The organism is Streptomyces phaeolivaceus (assembly GCF_009184865.1).
GTDB classification, from domain to species: Bacteria; Actinomycetota; Actinomycetes; order Streptomycetales; family Streptomycetaceae; genus Streptomyces; species Streptomyces phaeolivaceus.
Map to the genome: position 1 here is coordinate 2,400,733 of NZ_CP045096.1, position 19,739 is coordinate 2,420,471.

The 19,739-nt window shown below is 72.4% G+C and carries 17 protein-coding genes; 12 read left to right on the plus strand and 5 right to left on the minus strand.

Annotation, left to right across the window (positions count from 1 at the left end; translation table 11 throughout):
* Positions 1-25: 25 nt before the first annotated feature.
* The 5 genes from sucB to F9278_RS11285 all read left to right on the plus strand — a co-directional run bounded on the left by sucB (position 26) and on the right by F9278_RS11285 (position 7,700).
* Complete coding sequence (sucB, locus tag F9278_RS11265; protein WP_152168204.1) at positions 26-1,831, plus strand: 2-oxoglutarate dehydrogenase, E2 component, dihydrolipoamide succinyltransferase; 1,806 nt, start codon at positions 26-28, stop codon at positions 1,829-1,831.
* A 268-nt stretch (positions 1,832-2,099) separates the two neighbouring features.
* Positions 2,100-2,741 carry a GntR family transcriptional regulator gene (locus tag F9278_RS11270; RefSeq protein WP_005478380.1) on the plus strand — a complete coding sequence of 214 codons (642 nt, stop codon included), beginning with the start codon at positions 2,100-2,102 and terminating at the stop codon, positions 2,739-2,741.
* 412 nt (positions 2,742-3,153) lie between these two features.
* Entirely contained in the window at positions 3,154-5,856 is a 2,703-nt protein-coding gene (aceE, locus tag F9278_RS11275; protein ID WP_152168205.1) for a pyruvate dehydrogenase (acetyl-transferring), homodimeric type, read from the plus strand.
* Between the two features lie 228 nt (positions 5,857-6,084).
* Positions 6,085-7,110 (plus strand): helix-turn-helix transcriptional regulator, encoded by a 1,026-nt coding sequence (locus tag F9278_RS11280; protein WP_152168206.1) that lies wholly within the window; start codon positions 6,085-6,087, stop codon positions 7,108-7,110.
* A 62-nt stretch (positions 7,111-7,172) separates the two neighbouring features.
* The gene (locus tag F9278_RS11285; RefSeq protein ID WP_193241438.1) at positions 7,173-7,700 is read left to right on the plus strand and encodes a DUF4240 domain-containing protein; all 528 of its coding nucleotides are present in this window, start codon (positions 7,173-7,175) and stop codon (positions 7,698-7,700) included.
* A gap of 18 nt (positions 7,701-7,718) precedes the next feature.
* On the opposite strand, the gene F9278_RS11290 is transcribed toward F9278_RS11285, so the two are convergent.
* Complete coding sequence (locus F9278_RS11290; protein WP_152168207.1) at positions 7,719-8,000, minus strand: hypothetical protein; 282 nt, start codon at positions 7,998-8,000, stop codon at positions 7,719-7,721.
* Positions 8,001-8,131: 131 nt separating this feature from the next.
* The gene (locus F9278_RS11295) at positions 8,132-8,872 is read right to left on the minus strand and encodes a peptidoglycan recognition protein family protein (RefSeq protein WP_193241984.1); all 741 of its coding nucleotides are present in this window, start codon (positions 8,870-8,872) and stop codon (positions 8,132-8,134) included.
* 414 nt (positions 8,873-9,286) lie between these two features.
* Between F9278_RS11295 and F9278_RS11300 the strand changes: the two genes are divergently transcribed.
* Complete coding sequence (locus tag F9278_RS11300; protein WP_152168208.1) at positions 9,287-10,471, plus strand: MarP family serine protease; 1,185 nt, start codon at positions 9,287-9,289, stop codon at positions 10,469-10,471.
* 21 nt (positions 10,472-10,492) lie between these two features.
* On the opposite strand, the gene F9278_RS11305 is transcribed toward F9278_RS11300, so the two are convergent.
* Entirely contained in the window at positions 10,493-10,981 is a 489-nt protein-coding gene (locus F9278_RS11305; RefSeq protein ID WP_193241439.1) for a GNAT family N-acetyltransferase, read from the minus strand.
* A 105-nt stretch (positions 10,982-11,086) separates the two neighbouring features.
* Here F9278_RS11305 and F9278_RS11310 point away from each other — a divergent pair, with 105 nt between their 5' ends.
* Together F9278_RS11310 and F9278_RS11315 are read left to right on the plus strand one after the other, a co-directional pair.
* On the plus strand, positions 11,087-12,010 hold the full coding sequence (locus tag F9278_RS11310; protein ID WP_152168210.1) for a TIGR01777 family oxidoreductase: 924 nt from the start codon (positions 11,087-11,089) through the stop codon (positions 12,008-12,010).
* 350 nt (positions 12,011-12,360) lie between these two features.
* Positions 12,361-13,758 (plus strand): NAD(P)/FAD-dependent oxidoreductase, encoded by a 1,398-nt coding sequence (locus F9278_RS11315; protein ID WP_152168211.1) that lies wholly within the window; start codon positions 12,361-12,363, stop codon positions 13,756-13,758.
* Positions 13,759-13,813: 55 nt separating this feature from the next.
* On the opposite strand, the gene F9278_RS11320 is transcribed toward F9278_RS11315, so the two are convergent.
* Positions 13,814-15,253: a regulator gene (locus F9278_RS11320; protein WP_152168212.1), complete on the minus strand. Its 1,440-nt coding sequence runs from the start codon at positions 15,251-15,253 to the stop codon at positions 13,814-13,816.
* Between the two features lie 384 nt (positions 15,254-15,637).
* On the opposite strand from F9278_RS11320, the gene lipB reads away from it, so the two are divergent.
* From lipB to F9278_RS11340, 4 genes are all read left to right on the plus strand, one after another.
* A complete protein-coding gene (gene lipB / locus F9278_RS11325) occupies positions 15,638-16,429 on the plus strand; it encodes a lipoyl(octanoyl) transferase LipB (protein WP_152168213.1) in 792 nt (263 codons plus the stop codon).
* 309 nt (positions 16,430-16,738) lie between these two features.
* Positions 16,739-17,704 carry a lipoyl synthase gene (gene lipA / locus F9278_RS11330; RefSeq protein WP_152168214.1) on the plus strand — a complete coding sequence of 322 codons (966 nt, stop codon included), beginning with the start codon at positions 16,739-16,741 and terminating at the stop codon, positions 17,702-17,704.
* Positions 17,705-18,064: 360 nt separating this feature from the next.
* Positions 18,065-18,268, plus strand: coding sequence for an SCO2195 family GlnR-regulated protein (locus F9278_RS11335; protein ID WP_152168215.1), 204 nt, complete (start codon positions 18,065-18,067; stop codon positions 18,266-18,268).
* Between the two features lie 161 nt (positions 18,269-18,429).
* Positions 18,430-19,131: a DUF4191 domain-containing protein gene (locus tag F9278_RS11340; RefSeq protein ID WP_152168216.1), complete on the plus strand. Its 702-nt coding sequence runs from the start codon at positions 18,430-18,432 to the stop codon at positions 19,129-19,131.
* 69 nt (positions 19,132-19,200) lie between these two features.
* Here F9278_RS11340 and F9278_RS11345 read toward each other — a convergent pair whose 3' ends face one another.
* Positions 19,201-19,668: an RDD family protein gene (locus tag F9278_RS11345; protein ID WP_152168217.1), complete on the minus strand. Its 468-nt coding sequence runs from the start codon at positions 19,666-19,668 to the stop codon at positions 19,201-19,203.
* Positions 19,669-19,739: the final 71 nt, after the last annotated feature.

A 19,739-nucleotide genomic window follows, 5' to 3' on the forward strand; every position in this document is an offset into this window, starting at 1 on the left:
CAATCGTTAAGGAGCAACAGAAACCATGGCGGTTTCCGTAACCCTTCCGGCGCTCGGCGAGAGCGTCACCGAGGGCACTGTCACCCGCTGGCTGAAGGCCGAGGGTGAGCGCGTAGAGGCCGACGAGCCGCTGCTCGAAGTGTCGACCGACAAGGTCGACACCGAGATCCCCTCCCCGGTCGCCGGCATCCTGGCGTCCATCAAGGTCGCCGAGGACGAGACGGTCGAGGTCGGCGCCGAGCTGGCCCTGATCGACGACGGCTCGGGCGCGCCCGCCGCCGCCCCGGCCCCCGCCGCCGAGGAGGCTCCGGCTCCGGCCGCCGAGCCCGCCCCGGCCGCGCCCTCCACCGAGCAGGCCGCCCCCGCGCCGGCCCCGACCGCCGAGGCGGCCACCGGCGGCGGCTCCGCCGAGGGCACCGACGTGGTCCTCCCGGCGCTCGGCGAGTCCGTCACCGAGGGCACCGTCACCCGCTGGCTGAAGGAGGTCGGCGACTCCGTCGAGGCCGACGAGCCGCTCCTCGAGGTCTCCACGGACAAGGTCGACACCGAGATCCCGGCGCCCACCTCCGGTGTGCTCCTGGAGATCACGGTCGCCGAGGACGAGACCGCCGAGGTCGGCGCCAAGCTGGCCGTCATCGGTGCCCCGGGTGCCGCTCCGGCCGCTGCCCCGGCTCCGGCCGCCCCGGCTCCGGCGCCCGCCGCCGCCGCCCCGGCCCCGCCGGCCCCCGCGCCCGCCCCGGCCGCCCCCGCGGCTCCGGCCCCGGCGCCCGCGCCGGTGGCTCCCGCCGCTCCGGCGCCCGCGCCCGCCGCCGCCGCCCCGGCGGCTCCGGCCGCCGCGCCCGCCCCGGTCACCCCGGCTCCGGCCGCCGCGTCCGCCGCCGCCCAGGCGACCGACGAGGGTGCCTACGTCACCCCGCTGGTGCGCAAGCTCGCCGCCGAGAACGGTGTCGACCTGGGCTCCGTCAAGGGCACCGGCGTCGGTGGCCGTATCCGCAAGCAGGACGTCATCGCCGCCGCCGAGGCCGCGAAGGCGGCTGCCGCCGCGCCGGCTCCGGCCGCCGCCCCGGCCGCCCCCGCGGCCAAGAAGGCGCCGACCCTGGAGGCCTCTCCCCTCCGTGGCCAGACCGTCAAGATGCCGCGCATCCGCAAGGTCATCGGCGACAACATGGTCAAGGCGCTGCACGAGCAGGCGCAGCTGTCCTCGGTCGTCGAGGTCGACGTCACGCGGCTGATGCGGCTGCGCGCGCGGGCCAAGGACTCCTTCGCGGCCCGTGAGGGCGTCAAGCTCTCCCCGATGCCGTTCTTCGTCAAGGCCGCGGCCCAGGCGCTGAAGGCGCACGCGCCGATCAACGCCCGGATCAACGAGGCCGAGGGCACGATCACCTACTTCGACGCCGAGAACATCGGTATCGCGGTGGACTCCGAGAAGGGCCTGATGACCCCGGTCATCAAGGGCGCCGGCGACCTCAACATCGCCGGTATCGCCAAGGCCACCGCCGATCTGGCGGGCAAGGTCCGGGCGAACAAGATCACGCCGGACGAGCTGTCCGGTGCGACCTTCACCATCTCCAACACCGGTTCGCGCGGCGCGCTCTTCGACACGATCATCGTGCCGCCGAACCAGGTCGCGATCCTCGGCATCGGCGCCACGGTCAAGCGCCCCGCCGTGATCGAGACGGAGGAGGGCACGGTCATCGGCGTCCGCGACATGACGTACCTGACCCTCTCCTACGACCACCGTCTGGTCGACGGCGCCGACGCGGCCCGTTACCTGACGGCCGTCAAGGCGATCCTGGAGGCGGGCGAGTTCGAGGTCGAGCTCGGCCTGTAGCCCCCTGGGTACAAGCGGTACGGCGGTGCCCCGTCCGGAGTTCTCCGGGCGGGGCACCGCCGCGTTCACGGCGGGTTCCGGACGGGCCCCCGAGCCTGGCCGGTACGGGTCTTTACAAACCGGCCCCCCAGGGGAGCGTGTAAGTCTCGTCTCACCTGCGCCAAAGCGCCCCCATGCGCCTCTCCACCGGAGGGCCACGGCTTTATTGTCTAGAGGTCAACGCCCTTGGGGCCCGTCCCCGCGCCGGTCCCCCGCCGAAGGAGCCCGCATGACCACCGCGCCCGTCGTCCACTCGCTGCGCGAACAGATCCGCGAGCACATCGTGGAGGGGATCGTGAGCGGGCGGTGGAAGCCGGGTGAGCGGATCGTGGAGCGGCGGATCGCGACCGAGCTGGAGGTCAGCCAGACTCCCGTGCGGGAGGCGTTGCGTGAGCTGGAGTCGCTGCGGTTGATCGAATCCGCGCCGAACAAGGGCGTACGGGTGCGGAATCTGACCGCCGCCGATCTGGAGGAGAGCTACCCGGTGCGGGCCGGGCTAGAGGCGATCGCGGCGGAGCTGGCGGCGGAGCGGCTGGCGGAGGACTGCTCGGCGCTGGAGCCGCATGTGGCCGCGCTGTACGAGGCGGACCGCAACGCGGACGGTACGTCCCAGGTGCGGCACACGGTGGCGTTCCACCGCGAGCTGGTGCGGGCGGCGGGGAACTCGGTGCTGCTGCACACATGGGAGGGGCTCGGCATCGAGGTCTTCACGGCGCTGTCGATCCGCTGGCTGGGTACGGTCCAGCAGTCGTACGCCGAGGAGCACGAGGAGCTGGTCGCGGCCTTCCGCCGCCGCGACCCGCGGATCGCCGACCTGGTCAAGTCCCACGTGTTGGGCTGCGCCCCGCACACGGACGACGAGCCTGCGTAGTTCTTCGACCGCGGGTGAGTGGGGGCTGGTCGCGCGGTTCCCCGCGCCCCTTGGTCACCCGGGCTCACCCCATGCTCTTGAGGGGCGCGGGGAACTGCGCGAGCAACCACGACGGACCCGCACCCGCCCACGCACCCCAACCGCCCCCCTTGAGCGCATCCCCGCTCAAACGCCGCCCCACCTGCAGAAACCCGGGCTCACCAAGGCACCCGGTGTCGTCGCAGAAGGCACCCCGTGCCGACTTTCTCGTGATCAAGATATTTTGCCCGCAACCCTTTGATCGATCATCGATCAGCGGGTTACAGTCGCCGACGGACCTCCACCGAGGTCCCCGCCCTGTCCTGCCAAAGACCAAGGGCACCCCCGAACCCTTACAGATGAGGGAACCCCCTTCGACTGAGGAGGCGGCGCAATGACCGACCCCAACGCCATCCAGCCGAGCGCGCTCGACCAGCTCCCCGACCGTGATCCGGAGGAGACCGCCGAATGGCAGGCCTCGCTGGACGCCGTCACCAAGGCGGCCGGGCCGCACCGCGCGGCGTACCTGATGCGCCGCACCCTGGAGCGTGCGGAGGGCAACGGCATCGCGCTGCCCAAGCTGCTCGAGACGGACTACGTCAACACCATCCCCACCGCCGCCGAGCCGGCCGTCCCCGGTGACGAGGCGCTGGAGCGCCGTATCACCGCGTGGAACCGCTGGAACGCCGCCGCGATGGTGACCCGTGGCTCCAAGTACGGCGTCGGCGGCCACATCGCCACCTTCGCCTCCGCGGCCTGGCTCTACGAGACCGGCTTCAACCACTTCTTCAAAGGCAAAGAGGCCGACGGCTCGGGCGACCAGCTCTACATCCAGGGCCACGCCTCCCCCGGTATCTACGCCCGCGCCTTCCTCGACGGCCGCCTGAACGAGTCGCACCTCGACAACTTCCGCCGCGAGTCCGCCGGCGACGGCCTCCCGTCGTACCCGCACCCGCGCCGCCTTCCCTGGCTGTGGGAGTTCCCGACGGTGAGCATGGGCCTCGGCCCCCTCTCCGCCATCTACCAGGCGCGCTTCAACCGCTATCTCACCAGCCGCGGCATCAAGGACGTCTCGAACTCGCACGTCTGGGCGTTCCTCGGCGACGGCGAGATGGACGAGCCGGAGTCCACGGCGGCACTCGCCCTGGCCTCCCGTGAGGGTCTCGACAACCTCACCTTCGTCATCAACTGCAACCTCCAGCGCCTCGACGGCCCGGTCCGCGCGAACTTCAAGATCGTGCAGGAGCTGGAGGCCCAGTTCCGGGGCGCCGGCTGGAACGTGGTCAAGTCGCTGTGGGGCTCCGCCTGGGACGAGCTGTTCCAGCTCGACACCACGGGCGCGCTGGTCCGCCGCCTCCGCGAGGTGCCGGACGCGCAGGTGCAGACGTACCAGACCCGGGACGCCGCCTACATCCGCCAGGACTTCTTCGGCAAGGACCCGGCGCTCGTCGAGCTGGCGAAGCTGCTGAGCGACGACAAGATCCTGGAGTGTTTCCACCTCTCGCGCGGTGGTCACGAGGCGCGCAAGGTGTACGCCGCGTACAAGGCCGCCGTCGAGTTCAAGGGCGCGCCGACCGTCATCCTGGCGCAGACCGTCAAGGGCTTCACCCTCGGCGAGGGCTTCGCGTCGAAGAACGCCAACCACCAGATGAAGAAGCTGTCGACGGACGAGTTCAAGCAGATGCGTGATCTGCTCGAACTCCCCATCAAGGACAGCGACTTCGTCGACGGGGTGGTGCCCTACGGCCACCCGGGCGCCGACTCCGCCGAGGTCCGCTACCTCCAGGAGCGCCGCGCCGCCCTCGGCGGTCCCGCCCCGGCCCGCCGTACGCACGCGCTGGCGCCCCTCCCGGCCGCCGCCGACAAGACCTTCGCCTCCTTCGACAAGGGCTCCGGCTCCCAGAACGTGGCGACGACCATGGCCTTCGTCCGCCTGGTCAAGGACCTGGTCCGCGACAAGCAGACCGGCCGCCGCTGGGTGCCGATCGTCCCCGACGAGGCCCGCACCTTCGGCATGGAGAGCCTCTTCCCGTCCCTCGGGATCTACTCCCCCAAGGGCCAGACGTACGAGCCGGTCGACCGTGACCAGCTGATGTACTACAAGGAGGCCAAGGACGGGCAGATCCTCAACGAGGGGATCACCGAGGCCGGTTCCATGGCCGACTTCATCGCCGCCTCGACGTCGTACGCGACGCACGGCGAGGCGATGATCCCGTTCTACATCTTCTACTCGATGTTCGGCTGGCAGCGGACCGCCGACCAGATGTGGCAGCTCGGCGACCAGCTCGGCCGCGGCTTCCTCGTCGGCGCCACGGCCGGCCGTACGACGCTGACGGGCGAGGGCCTGCAGCACGCCGACGGCCACTCTCCGGTGATCGCGGCGACGAACCCGGCGGCGCTGACGTACGACCCGGCGTTCGCGTACGAGGTCGCGGTGATCGTGAAGGACGGTCTGCGCCGTATGTACGGCGAGGCCGCGCCCGGCGAGGACCCGAACGTCTTCTACTACCTGACCGTGTACAACGAGCCGCTGCCGCAGCCCGCGAAGCCGGGCGTGGCCGGGGTGGACGAGGGCATCGTCAAGGGCCTGTACCGCTTCAACACGGCCGAGTCGGCGGGCCTGTCCCCGGTGGCGAACGCGCCGCGCGTGCAGCTGCTCGGCTCCGGTACGGCGATCCACTGGGCCCTGGAGGCGCAGAAGCTGCTCGCGGAGGAGTGGGGGGTGGCGGCCGATGTCTGGTCGGCGACCTCCTGGAGCGAACTGCGGCGGGACGCGCTGGACGCGGACGCGGCGCTGCTGCGCGGCGAGGAGCGGGTGCCGTACGTCCGGCAGGCGCTCCAGGGTGCGGAGGGGCCGGTGCTGGCGGTCTCCGACTACATGCGGCAGGTGCCGGACCAGATCGCGCAGTGGGTGGAGCAGGACTACTCCTCGCTGGGTGCGGACGGTTTCGGCCTCTCCGACACCCGTGAGGCCGCGCGTCGTCACTTCGGGGTCGACGCGCAGTCCGTGGTCGTCGCGGCGCTCGCGCAGCTTGCCCGGCGTGGTGAGGTCAAGGCGACGGCGGTGAAGGAAGCGCGGGAGCGGTACGGGCTGTAGGGGGCGAGGGCGCCTCATGGCTCGGGGGCGCGGGTCGTCGGCGGGTGCGGGTGCGTGGGGCTTCTCGCGCAGTTCCCCGCGCCCCTGAAAAAGCGGGCTGCGCCCTGCTTTTTCGGCCCGAACGGGTCGTAGGCCCTTGAGGGGCGCGGGGAACCGCGCGAGAAGCCCCACGCACCCGCGCCCGACAACGCACCCCGCACTGTCACCCCCGCCCGGCATCATGGCCGCATGCGTGCTGCCCGGCTGATCAAAATGGTGCTGCTTCTCCAGTCCCGCCCCTCCATGACCGCCGCCGAACTCGCCCGTGAACTGGAGGTCTCCGAGCGCACCGTCACCCGGGACGCGCAGGCGCTGTCGGAGGCCGGCGTCCCGGTGTACGCGGACCGGGGCCGGGCCGGCGGCTACCGGCTGATCGGCGGCTATCGGACACGCCTGACGGGGCTGGCCCGCGGCGAGGCCGAGGCCCTGTTCCTCAGCGGCGTACCGGGGGCCCTGCGGGACATGGGTCTGGAGGACGCCGCCTCCGCCGCCCGGCTGAAGGTCTCGGCCGCCCTGCTCCCCTCCCTCCGCGACGCCTCCCGTACGGCCTCCCAGCGTTTCCACCTGGACGCCCCGAGCTGGTTCAAGGAACCGAAGACCCCCGAGCTGCTGCCCGCCGTGGCGGACGCCGTCTGGGACGACCGCCGGATCGTGGCGAGGTACGGCAGAGGGGACACCGAGGTCGAGAGGGAGTTGGAGCCGTACGGTCTCGTCCTCAAGGCCGGTGTCTGGTATCTGTGCGCCCACGTCCCGGAGCAGACCCACGGCCCGAGTCGCACGCATCGCACACATCTCACGCATCGCACACATGACGCGTATCGCACCTACCGCATCGACCGTTTCCTCACCGTCGACACCGGTGGCGACCGCTTCACCCGCGACGAGGAATTCGATCTGCCGGCCTACTGGGACGAGCAGGCGGAGCGGTTCGCCCGGTCGATCCTGCACGCAGAGGTCGTCGTACGGCTCTCGGCCGAGGGCGTGCGGAGGCTGCCGTACGTGGTGGATCCCGTGTCGGCGCGGGACGCGCTGGCGGCGTCGGAGGCCTCCGACGCCCGTGGCCGGACGACCGTCACGCTCCGCGTCGAGTCGGAGGAGGTCGCGCACACCCAGCTCACGGCGCTGGGGCCGGAAGCCGAGGTGCTGGCCCCGGGCAGCCTGCGGGAGCGCTTCGCGGACGACGCGCGCCGGCTCGCCGGGCTGTACGCCACATGACCCGCACAACAATCCGCCGTCCTCCGCGTGCGTACGGCCCGCCCAGGCACGATGCTGGACCAGTGATGGACGAGACGGAGTTCTGGGAGCTGGTGGACGAGGCCCGCGAGGACGCCGAGGGCGATCCGGAGGACCAGGCCGACCTGCTCGTGGAACGGCTCGGCCGACTGGACCCGGAGGCGGTGCTGGACTTCGCGCGGCACTTCGAGTCCCGCTACAACCGCGCCTACACCTGGGACCTTTGGGGCGCCGCCTGGGTGCTGCTGGACGGTGCCAGTGACGACGCGTTCGACTTCTTCCGGTGCTGGCTGATCGGCCAGGGCCGGGAGGTGTTCGAGGGGGCCGTGCACGACCCCGACGCGCTCGCCGATCTGCTGGACGACTTCGACGAGGAGATCGACGGGGACGGCGAGGAGCTGGGGTACGCCGCCGACGAGGCGTACGAGCAGCTCACCGGTGTGGTCGCCCCGGATCTCGGTATCCCGCCCGCGCCCGCCGAACCCGAGGGCACCCCGCTCGACTTCGAGGACGAGTCCGCGCTCGCGGAGCGGTGCCCGAAGCTCTGGGAGCGTTTCCGGGGCCAGGGCTGACCCGAAGGCGGGACGGCGTCAGGCCCTGAGCCCGCGGCTCGGCGTGCGCGGCAGGTACGCGTACTGCTCGGTGGTGTACGGCTGGGCGTGGCGGGGTCGTTCCCGGCCCGGGGCCGGGTGTTCGGGGGCCGAGGCTCCGTGCAGGGGCGCGGAGTTGGCGCGGTCCAGCGCGGACGCGGTGACGGCGGAGGGGCCGAGGACGACGACGGCGGTCGCGCAGGCCACCGTCCAGGGGCTCCGCAGGGCCGAGGACCAGGACCTCTTCGGGTCACGGGACGTGTTCTTCGTACGGCTGTTCATCGTTCTCCCCACCTCCGGTCGGCTTGACGACTACGAAGGTAGGGCGGCGATCTTGGAGAAGTCTGTGAGCGCCCGGCGCGCTGTCTGTGAAGCTCATGAGATCTGTCTCGACGACGCTCAGGGGATCCGTCTCAACTCCGGCCCTGGAGACGGGCCGCCAGTTCCCTGATCGCGGGCAGGCGTTCGGCGAGGGCCGCGCCGGGGCAGCTGGTCATGAAGCCGTCGCTGTGGCCCGCGAGGGTGGGCAGCAGGGCGGTGGTGCCGGAGGCGTAGCGGCTGAGGCTGTTGCTGGAGGTGAGCCGGACGCTGCCGCGGGGGTCGGTGTCGGTGAGGCCGAGTTTCCAGGCGGCGAGGGCGGCGATCGCGTCGGTCATGACCTGCGGGACGGGGACACCGGCGGTGAAGGTGCCGAGGGCCGCGATACCGGTGGTGCGGTGGTTGAAGCCCTGGGTGTGGGCGCCGGTGACGGCACGGTCGACGCCGCCCGCGCGGCCCTCGTAGATGGTGCCGCAGCGGTCGACGAGGAAGTTGTAGCCGATGTCGTCCCAGTCCTTGGCGCCGGTCTGGCCGGCGTACAGGTGGCGGATGATGCGGGGCGCCTCGGCGCATTCGTAGCCGTTGGGCGAGTCCGTGTGGTGGACGAAGACGGCGGCGACCTCGTCGTCGTAGCGGGCGGGCGGCTGGCTGGGCGGGTCCTTCTCCAGCTCCAGCCAGCGGTCCCTGGGGACGATGGGCGGCCGGGGCGCCTGGTGCGGCAGCGCGGGCCGGGCCGCGACGGAGTTGCCCGCGCCGTCCCCGGTGCGGTCCACGCCGACCGCGCACAGCACCAGCGCGAGGACGGCCGCCAGTCCGGGCAGACAGGCCAGCAGCAGGAGCACGGGCCGGGGCAGGTCCAGCCGCCCCCGGGCCGCGCGTATACGGTCCCGGGCCCGGCGCAGGCGGTCGTGGGCCCGGCGCGGACCCCGCCGGACCGGGTCCGGGGCGCGCGGGGGCCGTACACGGCGGCGCCGCACCCGCGGCAGCCGCCGTATTCGCGCCCCCCGTGACATCCGGAACACACGCATGGCCCCAGAGTCACCCGGATGCGCGCCGGCCGCGATGTGGAGTGGGCCACCCGGTGGAAGCGGAAGGAACCAACCCCGTGGTCCGGGACGTTTTTACGATTCAGGGCGGAGGTGGCGCGGTGGTGGCCGGTTCACGCGGGTCCACGGGGCGCGCGGCGGACGAAGCTGATCACTGCGCCCGCCCCGCGCGTACTACAGGGTCCCTGAGGAGAGGCGGCTGGAGTGGACGTGCTCGACATCCTGCTGATGCTGGTGATCCTGGCCTACGCGGCGTCGGGTTACCGTCGCGGGCTGGTAGCGGGATGTGTGTCCCTCGCCGGTTTCGTGGGCGGCGCGGCGATAGGCGTCTGGGTGCTGCCCTGGATGATGGAGCTGGTCGAGGCGGGCACCCCGGCGGCCACGGTCACGGCCGTGCTGACGGTGCTGGTGCCGGGGGTGATCGGGCACGAGCTGGCGGGCCGGCTGGCGCTGCGGCTGCGCCGGGAGATCGACCGCAGCCCGCTGCGGGTGGCCGACGGCGTCGGCGGGGCGGCGGCCAACACGGTCGCGGTGCTGATCGTGGCGTGGGTGGCGGCGAGCGTCCTCGGGGCGTCCTCGTCCCCGGTGGTGACCAACTCGATCCGTGACTCCGCGCTGCTCGGCGCCGTGCAGAACACCATGCCGGACACCACCCCGGCCTGGTTCTCCGACGCCACCTCCGCACTCACCGAGGCGGGGTTCCCGCAGGTCTTCAACCCGTTCGAGAACGAGGCGACGGCCGAGGTCGCCAAACCCTCCGGGGACAGTGTCACCGCCGCCGCGACCGGTGCCGCCAAGCGCAGCACGGTGAAGATCGAGGGCGTCGCGGGCACCCAGGGCCGCGAGGGCAGCGGTTTCGTGTACGCGACCGAGCATGTGATGACCAACGCCCATGTGGTGGCGGGCATCGACGACCCGAGCGTGCGGGTGGGCGGTGTGGGAGAGGCGTACGAGGCGAAGGTCGTGCTCTTCGACCCGGACAAGGACGTGGCGGTCCTCTACGTCCCGGGGCTGAAGGCACCGCTGCTGCGGTTCGACGACAGCGCCGAGCGCGGTGACGCGGCGGTGGTGGCCGGTTATCCCGAGGACGGCGGCCTGGACCTCCAGGCGGCCACGGTCGCCAGCCGGATCGACGCGACCGGCCGGAACATCTACAACACGGATTCGGTCACCCGCGACATCTACTCGATCCGCTCCACCGTCCGCCCCGGCAACTCCGGCGGCCCCCTCCTCACCACCGACGGCCGGGTGTTCGGCGTCGTCTTCGCGCGCTCCACGTCGGACGCGGAGACGGGTTACGTCCTGACCGTGGACGAGGTCGTCCCGGACGCGGAGCGGGCGGCGATCGCGACGGCGCCGGTGGACACGGGCGACCTGGTCACCTCGTGACCCCGTGACCTGGTGCTCAGGTCAGAGCCGGCAGCCCATCAGCACGTCGTCCACGTACCGCCCGTCGAGCAGGAACTCCTCGGACAGGACGCCCTCGACCACGAAGCCCTCGGACTCGTAGAGCTTCCTGGCGGGGGTGTTGTGGCCGAGGACGCGCAGGGTGAGGCGGCGGGCGCCGCGCCGGCGCGACTCGTCCTGTGCGGCGCGCAGCAGCGCCCGTGCGACGCCCGCCCCGCGCGCCGTGCCGGCGACGGCGAGGCCCTGGATCTGCCGGACGTGTGTGTGGCAGGCGAGCCCCGTGGGGCGGACGATCCGGACGTAGCCGACGACGGTGCCGTCGCGTTCGGCGACGAGGTGGTCCTCGGCGCCGACGCGCTCGTTGAAGAAGGGCTCGTAGGGCTGTCGGGGGCGTTCCTGGACGGAGTGCAGCGTGGACCAGGTGTCGCGGTCGAGGCGGGCGAGCGTGTCCTCGTCGTCCGAGGTCGCGACGCGTATGTGCGGAACGGGCATGGCGGCCACTGTACGGCGGGGGCACGGCGGGCGGGGGCGGCGGTGGCCGGCCGGTCGCCGCCCCCGGGGGCCGCCGTTCCGGCGGGGGCGGGGCAGGATGGGGGCATGACCGTTGAATCGCCCGTTCCGCCCGGTTCCCGTATCGCGATCGCCGGTGCGTCCGGCCTGATCGGTTCGGCGTTGGCACGCTCCCTCACCGACGACGGCCACGAGGTGCTCCGGCTCGTGCGGCGGGCGCCCCGGGCGCGGGGCGAGGTGCGCTGGGACCCGGAGGCGGGTCAGGTCGACGTGGCGGGGCTCGCGGGGTGCGCGGCCGTCGTCAACCTCGCGGGCGCGGGGGTGGCGTCCCGGCGCTGGACGGACGCGTACAAGGCGACGATCCGCGACAGCCGTGTCCTCGGCACCCGGACGCTCGCCGAGGCCGCCGCCGCCCTCGACACCCCGCCGAACGTCTTCGTCAACGGCAGCGCGATCGGCTTCTACGGCTTCACGGGCGACCGGGTGGTGGACGAGTCGGCGGGGCCGGGCTCGGAGTTCCTGTCCTCGCTGTGCGTGGAGTGGGAGGGGGCGGCCGGGGCCGCGCGGGAGGCCGGGATCCGGACGGCGTTCGCCCGTACGGGGCTGGTGGTGGCCCGGGGCGGTGGTGCGTGGGGGCCGCTGTTCCCGCTGTTCAAGGCCGGGTTGGGCGGGCGGATGGGGAACGGCCGCCAGTACTGGAGCTTCATCTCGCTGCACGACGAGGTCGCCGCGCTGCGGCATCTGCTGTTCACACCGGCCCTGTCCGGGCCGTTCAATCTGACGGCGCCGGCCCCGCTCACCAATCGCGAGATCACGGCGGCGATGGGTCGTGTGCTGCGCCGGCCCACCCTGTTCACGGTGCCCGCGCCCGCGCTCCGGCTCGCGCTCGGCGGCGTCGCCGGGGACGTCCTGGGCAGCACACGGGCCGTCCCGACGCGGTTGCTGGAGTCGGGGTTCACGTTCCGGTACCCGGAGATCGACGACGCGATTCGGGTGGCGGCGGGGAGGTAGGGGGTGGTGGGGTGCGTCGTCGGGTGCGGGCCCGGTGGGGGCTTTCTCGCGCGGTTCCCCGCGCCCCTTGAGGGCCTACGGCCCTTTCGGGCCGAAAAAGCAGGGCGCAGCCCGCTTTTTCAGGGGCGCGGGGAACCGCGCGACCAGCCCCCACCGGGCCCGCGGTCGCGAACGAACCCGCACCACCCCGAACGCCCGGCGCACACGCACCCACCCCATGCCTCCGTGCGAGGTCACACGCTCCTTCCCCCACATCGCCGCCCACCTTCATTCTCGTGCCGAACTCAGGTATTTCAGATGGGTGTTGGGGGCATAACGTCCCCGCAGCCGCGCGACCTCGGGAGGGGCACGTGCTTGAGTCGGTGCACCAGTCGGCGTACCAGGCGGACACGGACGACGTGGACGTCATCGTCGTAGGAGCCGGCGTCGCCGGCCTCGCTGCGGCCGGACATCTGACCAGGGCGGGTCTGCGGACCACCGTCCTGGAGGCCGCCCCCGCCGTCGGCGGCCGTATGTCCACCGAGAAGATCGACGGCTTCCGGCTGGACCGGACGGCGCAGTTGCTCTCCACCTCGTACCCGGAACTGCGCCGCACCCCGGGCCTGGACACGCTGCCCCTGCGGCCGTTCGCCCCGGGCGTCCTGCTGCACGCCGACGGCCGTCATCAGCGGGCCGGCGCCACCCCCGTCCTGCGGAGCGCGAGGGGCGCACTCACGGCCGCACGCGCCCTCGCAAGCGCCCCCAGGCTCCCCCGCAACCAGGGCCGTCCACAGGTCCGTTCCACGGGCACCCGGCCCGGCCGGCTGGGCGCTCCCGCCGACCAGTCGCGGCTGGCCATGGCCCTGGCCCGGCTCGCCGCGACGGCCCCCGAGCGGCTGCTCACCCGGGCGGAGGTCCCGGCCTCCCAGGCGCTGGCGACCCGGGGTTTCCCGCCCCGGACGATCGACGGTTTCGTACGCCCCCTGCTGGCCGCGCTGTTGGCGGACCCGGCGCTGGGGACCTCCAGCCGGTGCGCCGACCTCGCCCTGCACACGTTCGCGACGGGTCGGCTGTGTGTCACCGAGGGCGGCGCGGACACGCTTCCGGAGCTGCTGGCGGCGGCGCTGCCGCCGGGCTCGGTGCGTACGGGGGTCGAGGTCACCGGGATCAGCACGACCTCGGTGACGACGGCGCACCACGGGGTGCTCGGCTGCCGTGCGGTGGTGCTGGCCACGGACGCCCGCTCGGCCGCCGGGCTGCTGCCGGGACTGCGGGTGCCGGGGTTCCATCCGGTGACGGTGCTGCACCACGCCACGGACGAGCCCCCGTTGGGCGAACCGGCGCTGCTCCTTGACGCCGACCGCAGCGGGCCCGTCTCGCACACGGCGGTGATCAGCCAGGTCGACCCGAGCCGGGCACCGGCGGGCCGCGCCCTGATCACCTCCACGGTCCTCGGCACTCCCCCGGCCCCCGCGCACCTCGATGCCACGGTCCGCGCCCAACTGGCCCGGCTCTACCGGACGTCCACCACCCGCTGGGAACTCCTCGCCGCGTACCACGTGCCGGAGGCGGTCCCCGCGATGCCCGCGCCGCACGATCTGCGCCGCCCGGTACGGCTGCTGGCCGGTCTGTACGTCTGCGGCGACCACCGGGACACCAGCACCGTCCAGGGCGCCCTGCACTCGGCCCGCCGGGCCGCCCACGCGGTGCTGACGGACCTGGACGCCCGCCCGACGTTCCTGGAGGAGCCGTTGGACGCCGCCGCGTGAACGACGGCAGGGGCGCCCGGCGTTGCACCGGGCGCCCCTGCCGCGAGCCGTGCGCCTAGCCGAGCGCCGCCACCTTGTCCCGGTAACCCCGCACCGGGGCGGCGTCCCGGTAGGGCTCCAGGCGGCGTTCGAAGTCGCGGACGTACTCCACGGCTCGTACGGACCGCATCTCGGCGGCCTGTCCCGCGGCCTCCGCGCCCAACTGGCAGGCCTGGTCGAGTTCGCCGAGGCCCAGACGGGCGGAGGCGAGGACGACCCGGCAGAAGAGCCTGCTGCGGGCGTAGGCGGGCGCCCTCAACTGCAGGGAGCGTTCCGCGTGTTGGGCCGCGGCCCGGTACTGCTGGAGGTCGCGGTGGCTGTGGCCGAACTCGTCGGCGAGCTGCGCCTCGTCGAAGAACCGCGCCCAGTACGGGACTTCGTCCCCGGGGCGGGCCGTCTCCAGGGCGCGTTCGGCGCGGACCAGCGCGGCCGTGGAGGCCCGCACCTCACCGAGCACCGCGTGCCCGCGGGCCTCGACGGAGTGCAGCAGCGACTGCACCACCGGCGGCACGGCCGACCCGACGCCCTGCTGGGCGACGCGCGCGAGCTGCACGGCCTCCCGTCCGTGCCCCAGATAGACCGCCTGACGGCTCATCGTGACGAGCACATACGCCCCGTACGCCCGGTCCCCCGCCGCCTGCGCCAGCCTGAGCGCCTGCACGAAGTACCGCTGGGCGAGGCCGTGCGCCCCGATGTCGTACGAGGTCCAGCCGGCCAGCCGGGTCAGGTCGGCGGCGGCGGCGAACAGCCGTCGGCCGATCTGTTCGCCGTAGGCGCCGCGCAGCATGGGCTCGGCCTCGTGCTCCAGGTAGCGCACGAGGGCCTGGCGGGCGTGGCCGCCGCCGTACGCGTCGTCGAGGGCGCGGAACAGCTCCCCCACGGAGCGGAGGGCGGCGATGTCCCCGCCGGTGACCTTCTGGCCGGGGCCGCGCTCGGTCTGGCTGCGCTGCCGGGGGACGACAGGGCGGCCCTGCGGGGGGACCCGGGTGGCTGCCGGGTCACCGCGCCCCACCCGGTCGTCGGCCCGGCCGATCAGCCAGTCCCGGCTGGGGACGACCAGTCCGGCCGGGGTGAACGCGATCTTGCGGAGTTCGGCGTGGCTGCCGGAGTCCTTGCGCCACAGGCCGCCGACGATGTCGATGGCCTCCTCGGGGGTGGCGGCGAACTCCAGGCCCGCGTAGACGGGGGCGCAGGCGTCCAGGCCGAGGTCCTGGGCGGTGAGCCGACGGCCGAGGCGGCGGGTGAACACCTCGGCGATGAGGGCGGGTGTCGTCCCCCGGGGCTGCTGACCTCGCAGCCAGCGGGTGACCGACGTCTTGTCGTATCTGAGGTCGAGGCCGTGTTCGAGACCGAGCTGGTCCACACGGCGCGCTAGTCCCGCGTTCGAGAACCCCGCTTCTGCGATGAGGGCGGCGAGCTGGCGGTTGGGGGTGCGCTGCGCGGGTCGTTCCGTCATCTGCGGTGCGGTCTCCTGCCTTCCGGGTGTCGGCGGGGTTTCCCGGATTGCCTGGTGAGAAGCCTTTTGCGGCCTTGTGAACGGCGCGAATGTAGCGGAGAGTAAGCGTCCGATCGCACACTTCCGCGTCCATTCATCCGATCGTGTGAGGATTTGCCGCACGGCTGACGTGGAGGGCCTCCGACACGCGCCGGCTGGGCCCCTCGTACGCCCGGCGGCCGGCGCGTACGACGAGCGTCGCCATCCGCCTCCGCGCCTCGTACGACGGGCGCCGGGCACCGCTCGAACGGCGCCCGGTCCTACGGTCGTACAGTGGCTTGGGCGCGTCACGCGCCTGACCGGGGCGACGGAACGACAGGACGACAGCCGAGGGAGGCACTTGCCGTGAGTGGGTTGCGGTTCGTCCGCATGGGGTTCGGCGCGGAGATGGTCGAGTACCAGGAGGCGTGGGACGAGCAGCGCCGGGTGCACGCCGCCCGCTTCGCCGACGAGGTCCCCGACACCGTGCTGCTCCTGGAGCACCCCCCGGTCTACACGGCCGGGCGGCGCACGGCCGACAGCGAGCGCCCCCTCGACGGCACGCCCGTCGTCGACGTCGACCGCGGCGGCAAGATCACCTGGCACGGGCCGGGCCAGCTGGTGGGCTATCCCATCCAGAAGCTCCCCCGCCCGGTGGACGTGGTCGCGCACGTACGGCGTCTGGAAGAGGCCCTGATCCGTACGTGTGCGGAGTTCGGCGTGGAGACGACCCGGGTCGAGGGCCGCAGCGGGGTGTGGGTGCTCGGCGATCCGGTCGAGCGGCGGCTCGGCGGGCTCTCGCTGGACCTCGATCCCCGGATGACCGACGACGAGTTCGATCCGCGGATGAACGGGCCGGAGTACGCGCCGTCCAACGCGGGGCAGCGGCGTGAGGACCGCAAGATCGCGGCGATCGGGATCCGGGTCGCGAAGGGGGTCACGATGCACGGGTTCGCGCTCAACGTGAACCCCGACAACAAGTGGTTCGACCGGATCATCCCCTGCGGTATCCGTGACGCCGGGGTCGCGTCCCTCGCGGGTGAGCTGGGGCGGGACATCACCATCGCCGAGGTGCTGCCCGTGGCCGAGCGGCATCTGCGGGATGTTCTGGAGGACGCGGATCTGAAGCCGCGGGTGGTGGAGCGGGCGTCGGCGTAGTCCGCGTCAGGGGGTGGGGGTTCGGCTCGTCGGCGGGTGCGGGTGCGTGGGGGCTGGTCGCGCAGTTCCCCGCGCCCCTGAAGGGCCTACGGCCACTTCGGGCCGAAAAAGCAGGGGCGCAGCCCCGCTTTTTCAGGGGCGCGGGGAACTGCGCGAGAAGCCCCACTCAGCAGCGGCCGAAGAACTCACCCTCACCGCACCCGACGCCGGGAATGCAACCCACGAGCCGAAGGTTGCCCACCCCGGGGAGCGAGAACCGTACGGGCGTACCCTGGTGGACGCCGAAGAATCGAAGCACAGGGAGCCGATGTGTCCGCAGTCGCACCGGACGGACGCAAGATGCTGCGCCTGGAGGTCCGGAACGCCCAGACCCCCATCGAGCGCAAGCCCGAGTGGATCAAGACCCGGGCGAAAATGGGCCCCGAGTACACGAAGATGCAGGCCCTGGTGAAGGGCGAGGGGCTGCACACCGTCTGCCAGGAAGCCGGATGTCCCAACATCTATGAGTGCTGGGAGGACCGCGAGGCCACCTTCCTCATCGGCGGCGACCAGTGCACCAGGCGCTGCGACTTCTGCCAGATCGACACCGGCAAGCCCGAGGCGCTGGACCGCGACGAGCCCCGCCGCGTCGGCGAGTCCGTGGTCACCATGGACCTGAACTACGCCACGATCACCGGCGTCGCCCGCGACGACCTGGAGGACGGCGGCGCCTGGCTCTACGCCGAGACGGTCCGCCAGATCCACCAGCAGACCGCCGAGCGCGCGGACGGCCGGACCAAGGTCGAGCTGCTGGCCCCCGACTTCAACGCCGTACCGGAGCTGCTGGAGGAGGTCTTCGCCTCCCGCCCCGAGGTCTTCGCGCACAACGTCGAGACGGTCCCCCGGATCTTCAAGCGCATCCGCCCCGGCTTCCGCTACGAGCGCTCCCTGAAGGTCATCACCGAGGCCCGTGACTACGGTCTGGTCACGAAGTCGAACCTGATCCTCGGCATGGGCGAGACCCGCGAGGAGGTCAGCGAGGCGCTGAAGCAACTGCACGACGCCGGCTGCGAGCTGGTCACCATCACCCAGTACCTGCGTCCGAGCGTCCGCCACCACCCCGTGGAGCGCTGGGTCAAGCCGCAGGAGTTCGTCGAGCTGAAGCAGGAGGCCGACGAGATCGGCTTCTCCGGTGTGATGTCCGGCCCGCTGGTCCGTTCCTCGTACCGGGCCGGCCGCCTCTACCAGATGGCCGTCGAGAAGCGCGGCGCGTACGTCGCCTCGCAGGCCGTCTGACCCCTCCCGGCCGACCCCTCCCGGCCCCTCCCGAGCCCCGGCGAACGCCTCGCGAACGCCTCACGAACGCCTCGCGAACGCCTCGCGAGCGCCTTACGCCGAATGGCACGGAGTGCCACCCGATTCGCGTGAATCTGAGCACAAGAGGCTACTCGTCGGTAATGGCCGATTGACCGCGGTCCTGACCGTCCTCGCAGATGAGGGCGTCGTCAGGGCCGCGTCAGGGATTAAGTGCCGCGCATCAAGGTTTCATTGGCGTTTGACCGGTCGGTCACGCCCTGGTAACACCAATCAGTGACCCTGGTTTCACGCCCGGTACAGGGTCCTAGCCAGAGCAGCCATCCCGAGGGGGGACCTCCCATGCAGGCCGCACCCGTTCGTGCCACAGCGATCCCGTCGTTCACCGATGCACTCCGTGCCGTCGAGTCGCTGCTCATGAGCAGTGGTCAGCGCACCGCCCGTCGCAACGCCTGGACCTCCGTCCTGGAGGACCGCCGCCGCGCCAAGGACCGCGTCGAGACCGAGCGCGTCCTCGAAGCGGCCGTCACCTCACGCACCTCGTAACGCACCTCGTAGCACCGCGCCCTCAACACCGCACCACGCAACCGCCGCACCACGCCGGCACCGCCGCCGCCCGGCGCCGCTTCCCCAGCGCAGCCGCCGGTCTCCGGTCCCCACCGGCACCGCCGTCGTCCCCGCTTCCCCGGACACGTAGACTTCGTGCCATGGCGAGGAAGGAACCCGCAGCGGACGCTGCGAACCCCGGGCGACTCAAGCAGATCGCTCTGACGTACAAGATGACCCGCAGGGCCGACAAGAAGATCGGTCTTGTACTCGCGGCTGTCGGAATCATCACCTTCGGTGTCTTCCTCGCGATCGGTTTCTTGATCGGTCACCCCATCTATCTCGGCATCCTGGGCCTCCTGCTCGCCTTCCTCGCGACGGCGATCGTGTTCGGACGGCGGGCCGAGCGGGCCGCGTTCGGGCAGATGGAGGGCCAGCCGGGGGCCGCCGCGGCGGTCCTGGACAACGTGGGCCGTGGCTGGACCACGACGCCCGCGGTGGCGATGAACCGCAGCCAGGACGTGGTGCACCGGGCCGTCGGCAAGGCCGGCATCGTCCTGGTCGCCGAGGGCAACCCGAACCGGGTCAAGAGCCTGCTGGCCGCCGAGAAGCGGAAGATGGCCCGCATCGTGGCGGACGTCCCGGTGCACGACCTGGTCGTGGGCACCGGCGAGGGCCGGACCGAGCTGAAGAAGCTGCGCACGACGATGCTCAAGCTGCCGCGCGTGCTCTCCGGCCCCCAGGTGACCGCCACCAACGACCGGCTGCGCGCGATGGGCGACCTGATGAGCAACATGCCACTCCCCAAGGGCCCGATGCCCAAGGGCATGCGCATGCCGAAGGGCGGCCCGAAGGCCCGCTGACGCCGCGAGTACGACGATGACGATGGGGGCGCCCGGAGAGATCCGGGCGCCCCCATCGTCGTAGCGACGCTAGATCCGCACCTCGACCGTGCGGGCCAGCCGGTCGTGCAGGCCGCGTCCGTCGCGGTCCCAGACCAGGGCGGGGATGGCGAGGCAGAGCAGGAGCGTGCGGACGACGGCGCGCCAGGGGGTGACCGTGCCGGTGCCCTCGGCGACGACACGCAGGCCGAAGAGGCGCTTGCCCGGCGTGAAGCCGACCGTGCCCAGGGTGAGGGCGTGCAGCAGGAAGAAGACGAGCAGGGCCCAGTTGCTGGTGGCCTGGTCGTAGCCGTCGGTGATGAGGCCGTATGCGATCAACAGGCACAGGCCCCAGTCGACGGCGAGGGCCCCGAGGCGGCGGCCGGGGCGGGCGATGGAGCCGGGCCCCTCCTCCGGCAGACCGAGCTGCTCTCCCCTGTATCCGAAGTCGACTCCGGCCGCCTCCGCGGCTTCGCGGGGGCCGGAGAGCCACGATCCGAGTGCTTGCCTCTTGTCCACGCGTCCACGGTACTGCCACCGTTCTGCCATACGGACAGGTGGGGTGCGGGGTGGGATGTCCGGTTAACTTG

Excerpts from the sequence above, each read along its gene's own strand:
- F9278_RS11340 (WP_152168216.1), top strand. The coding sequence starts at position 18,430 with ATGGCGAGGAAGGAACCCGCAGCGGACGCTGCGAACCCCGGGCGACTC.
- F9278_RS11310 (WP_152168210.1), top strand. The coding sequence starts at position 11,087 with ATGACCGTTGAATCGCCCGTTCCGCCCGGTTCCCGTATCGCGATCGCC.
- F9278_RS11305 (WP_193241439.1), bottom strand. The coding sequence starts at position 10,981 with ATGCCCGTTCCGCACATACGCGTCGCGACCTCGGACGACGAGGACACG.
- sucB (WP_152168204.1), top strand. The coding sequence starts at position 26 with ATGGCGGTTTCCGTAACCCTTCCGGCGCTCGGCGAGAGCGTCACCGAG.
- F9278_RS11270 (WP_005478380.1), top strand. The coding sequence starts at position 2,100 with ATGACCACCGCGCCCGTCGTCCACTCGCTGCGCGAACAGATCCGCGAG.
- F9278_RS11280 (WP_152168206.1), top strand. The coding sequence starts at position 6,085 with ATGCGTGCTGCCCGGCTGATCAAAATGGTGCTGCTTCTCCAGTCCCGC.
- aceE (WP_152168205.1), top strand. The coding sequence starts at position 3,154 with ATGACCGACCCCAACGCCATCCAGCCGAGCGCGCTCGACCAGCTCCCC.
- F9278_RS11320 (WP_152168212.1), bottom strand. The coding sequence starts at position 15,253 with ATGACGGAACGACCCGCGCAGCGCACCCCCAACCGCCAGCTCGCCGCC.
- F9278_RS11290 (WP_152168207.1), bottom strand. The coding sequence starts at position 8,000 with ATGAACAGCCGTACGAAGAACACGTCCCGTGACCCGAAGAGGTCCTGG.
- F9278_RS11335 (WP_152168215.1), top strand. The coding sequence starts at position 18,065 with ATGCAGGCCGCACCCGTTCGTGCCACAGCGATCCCGTCGTTCACCGAT.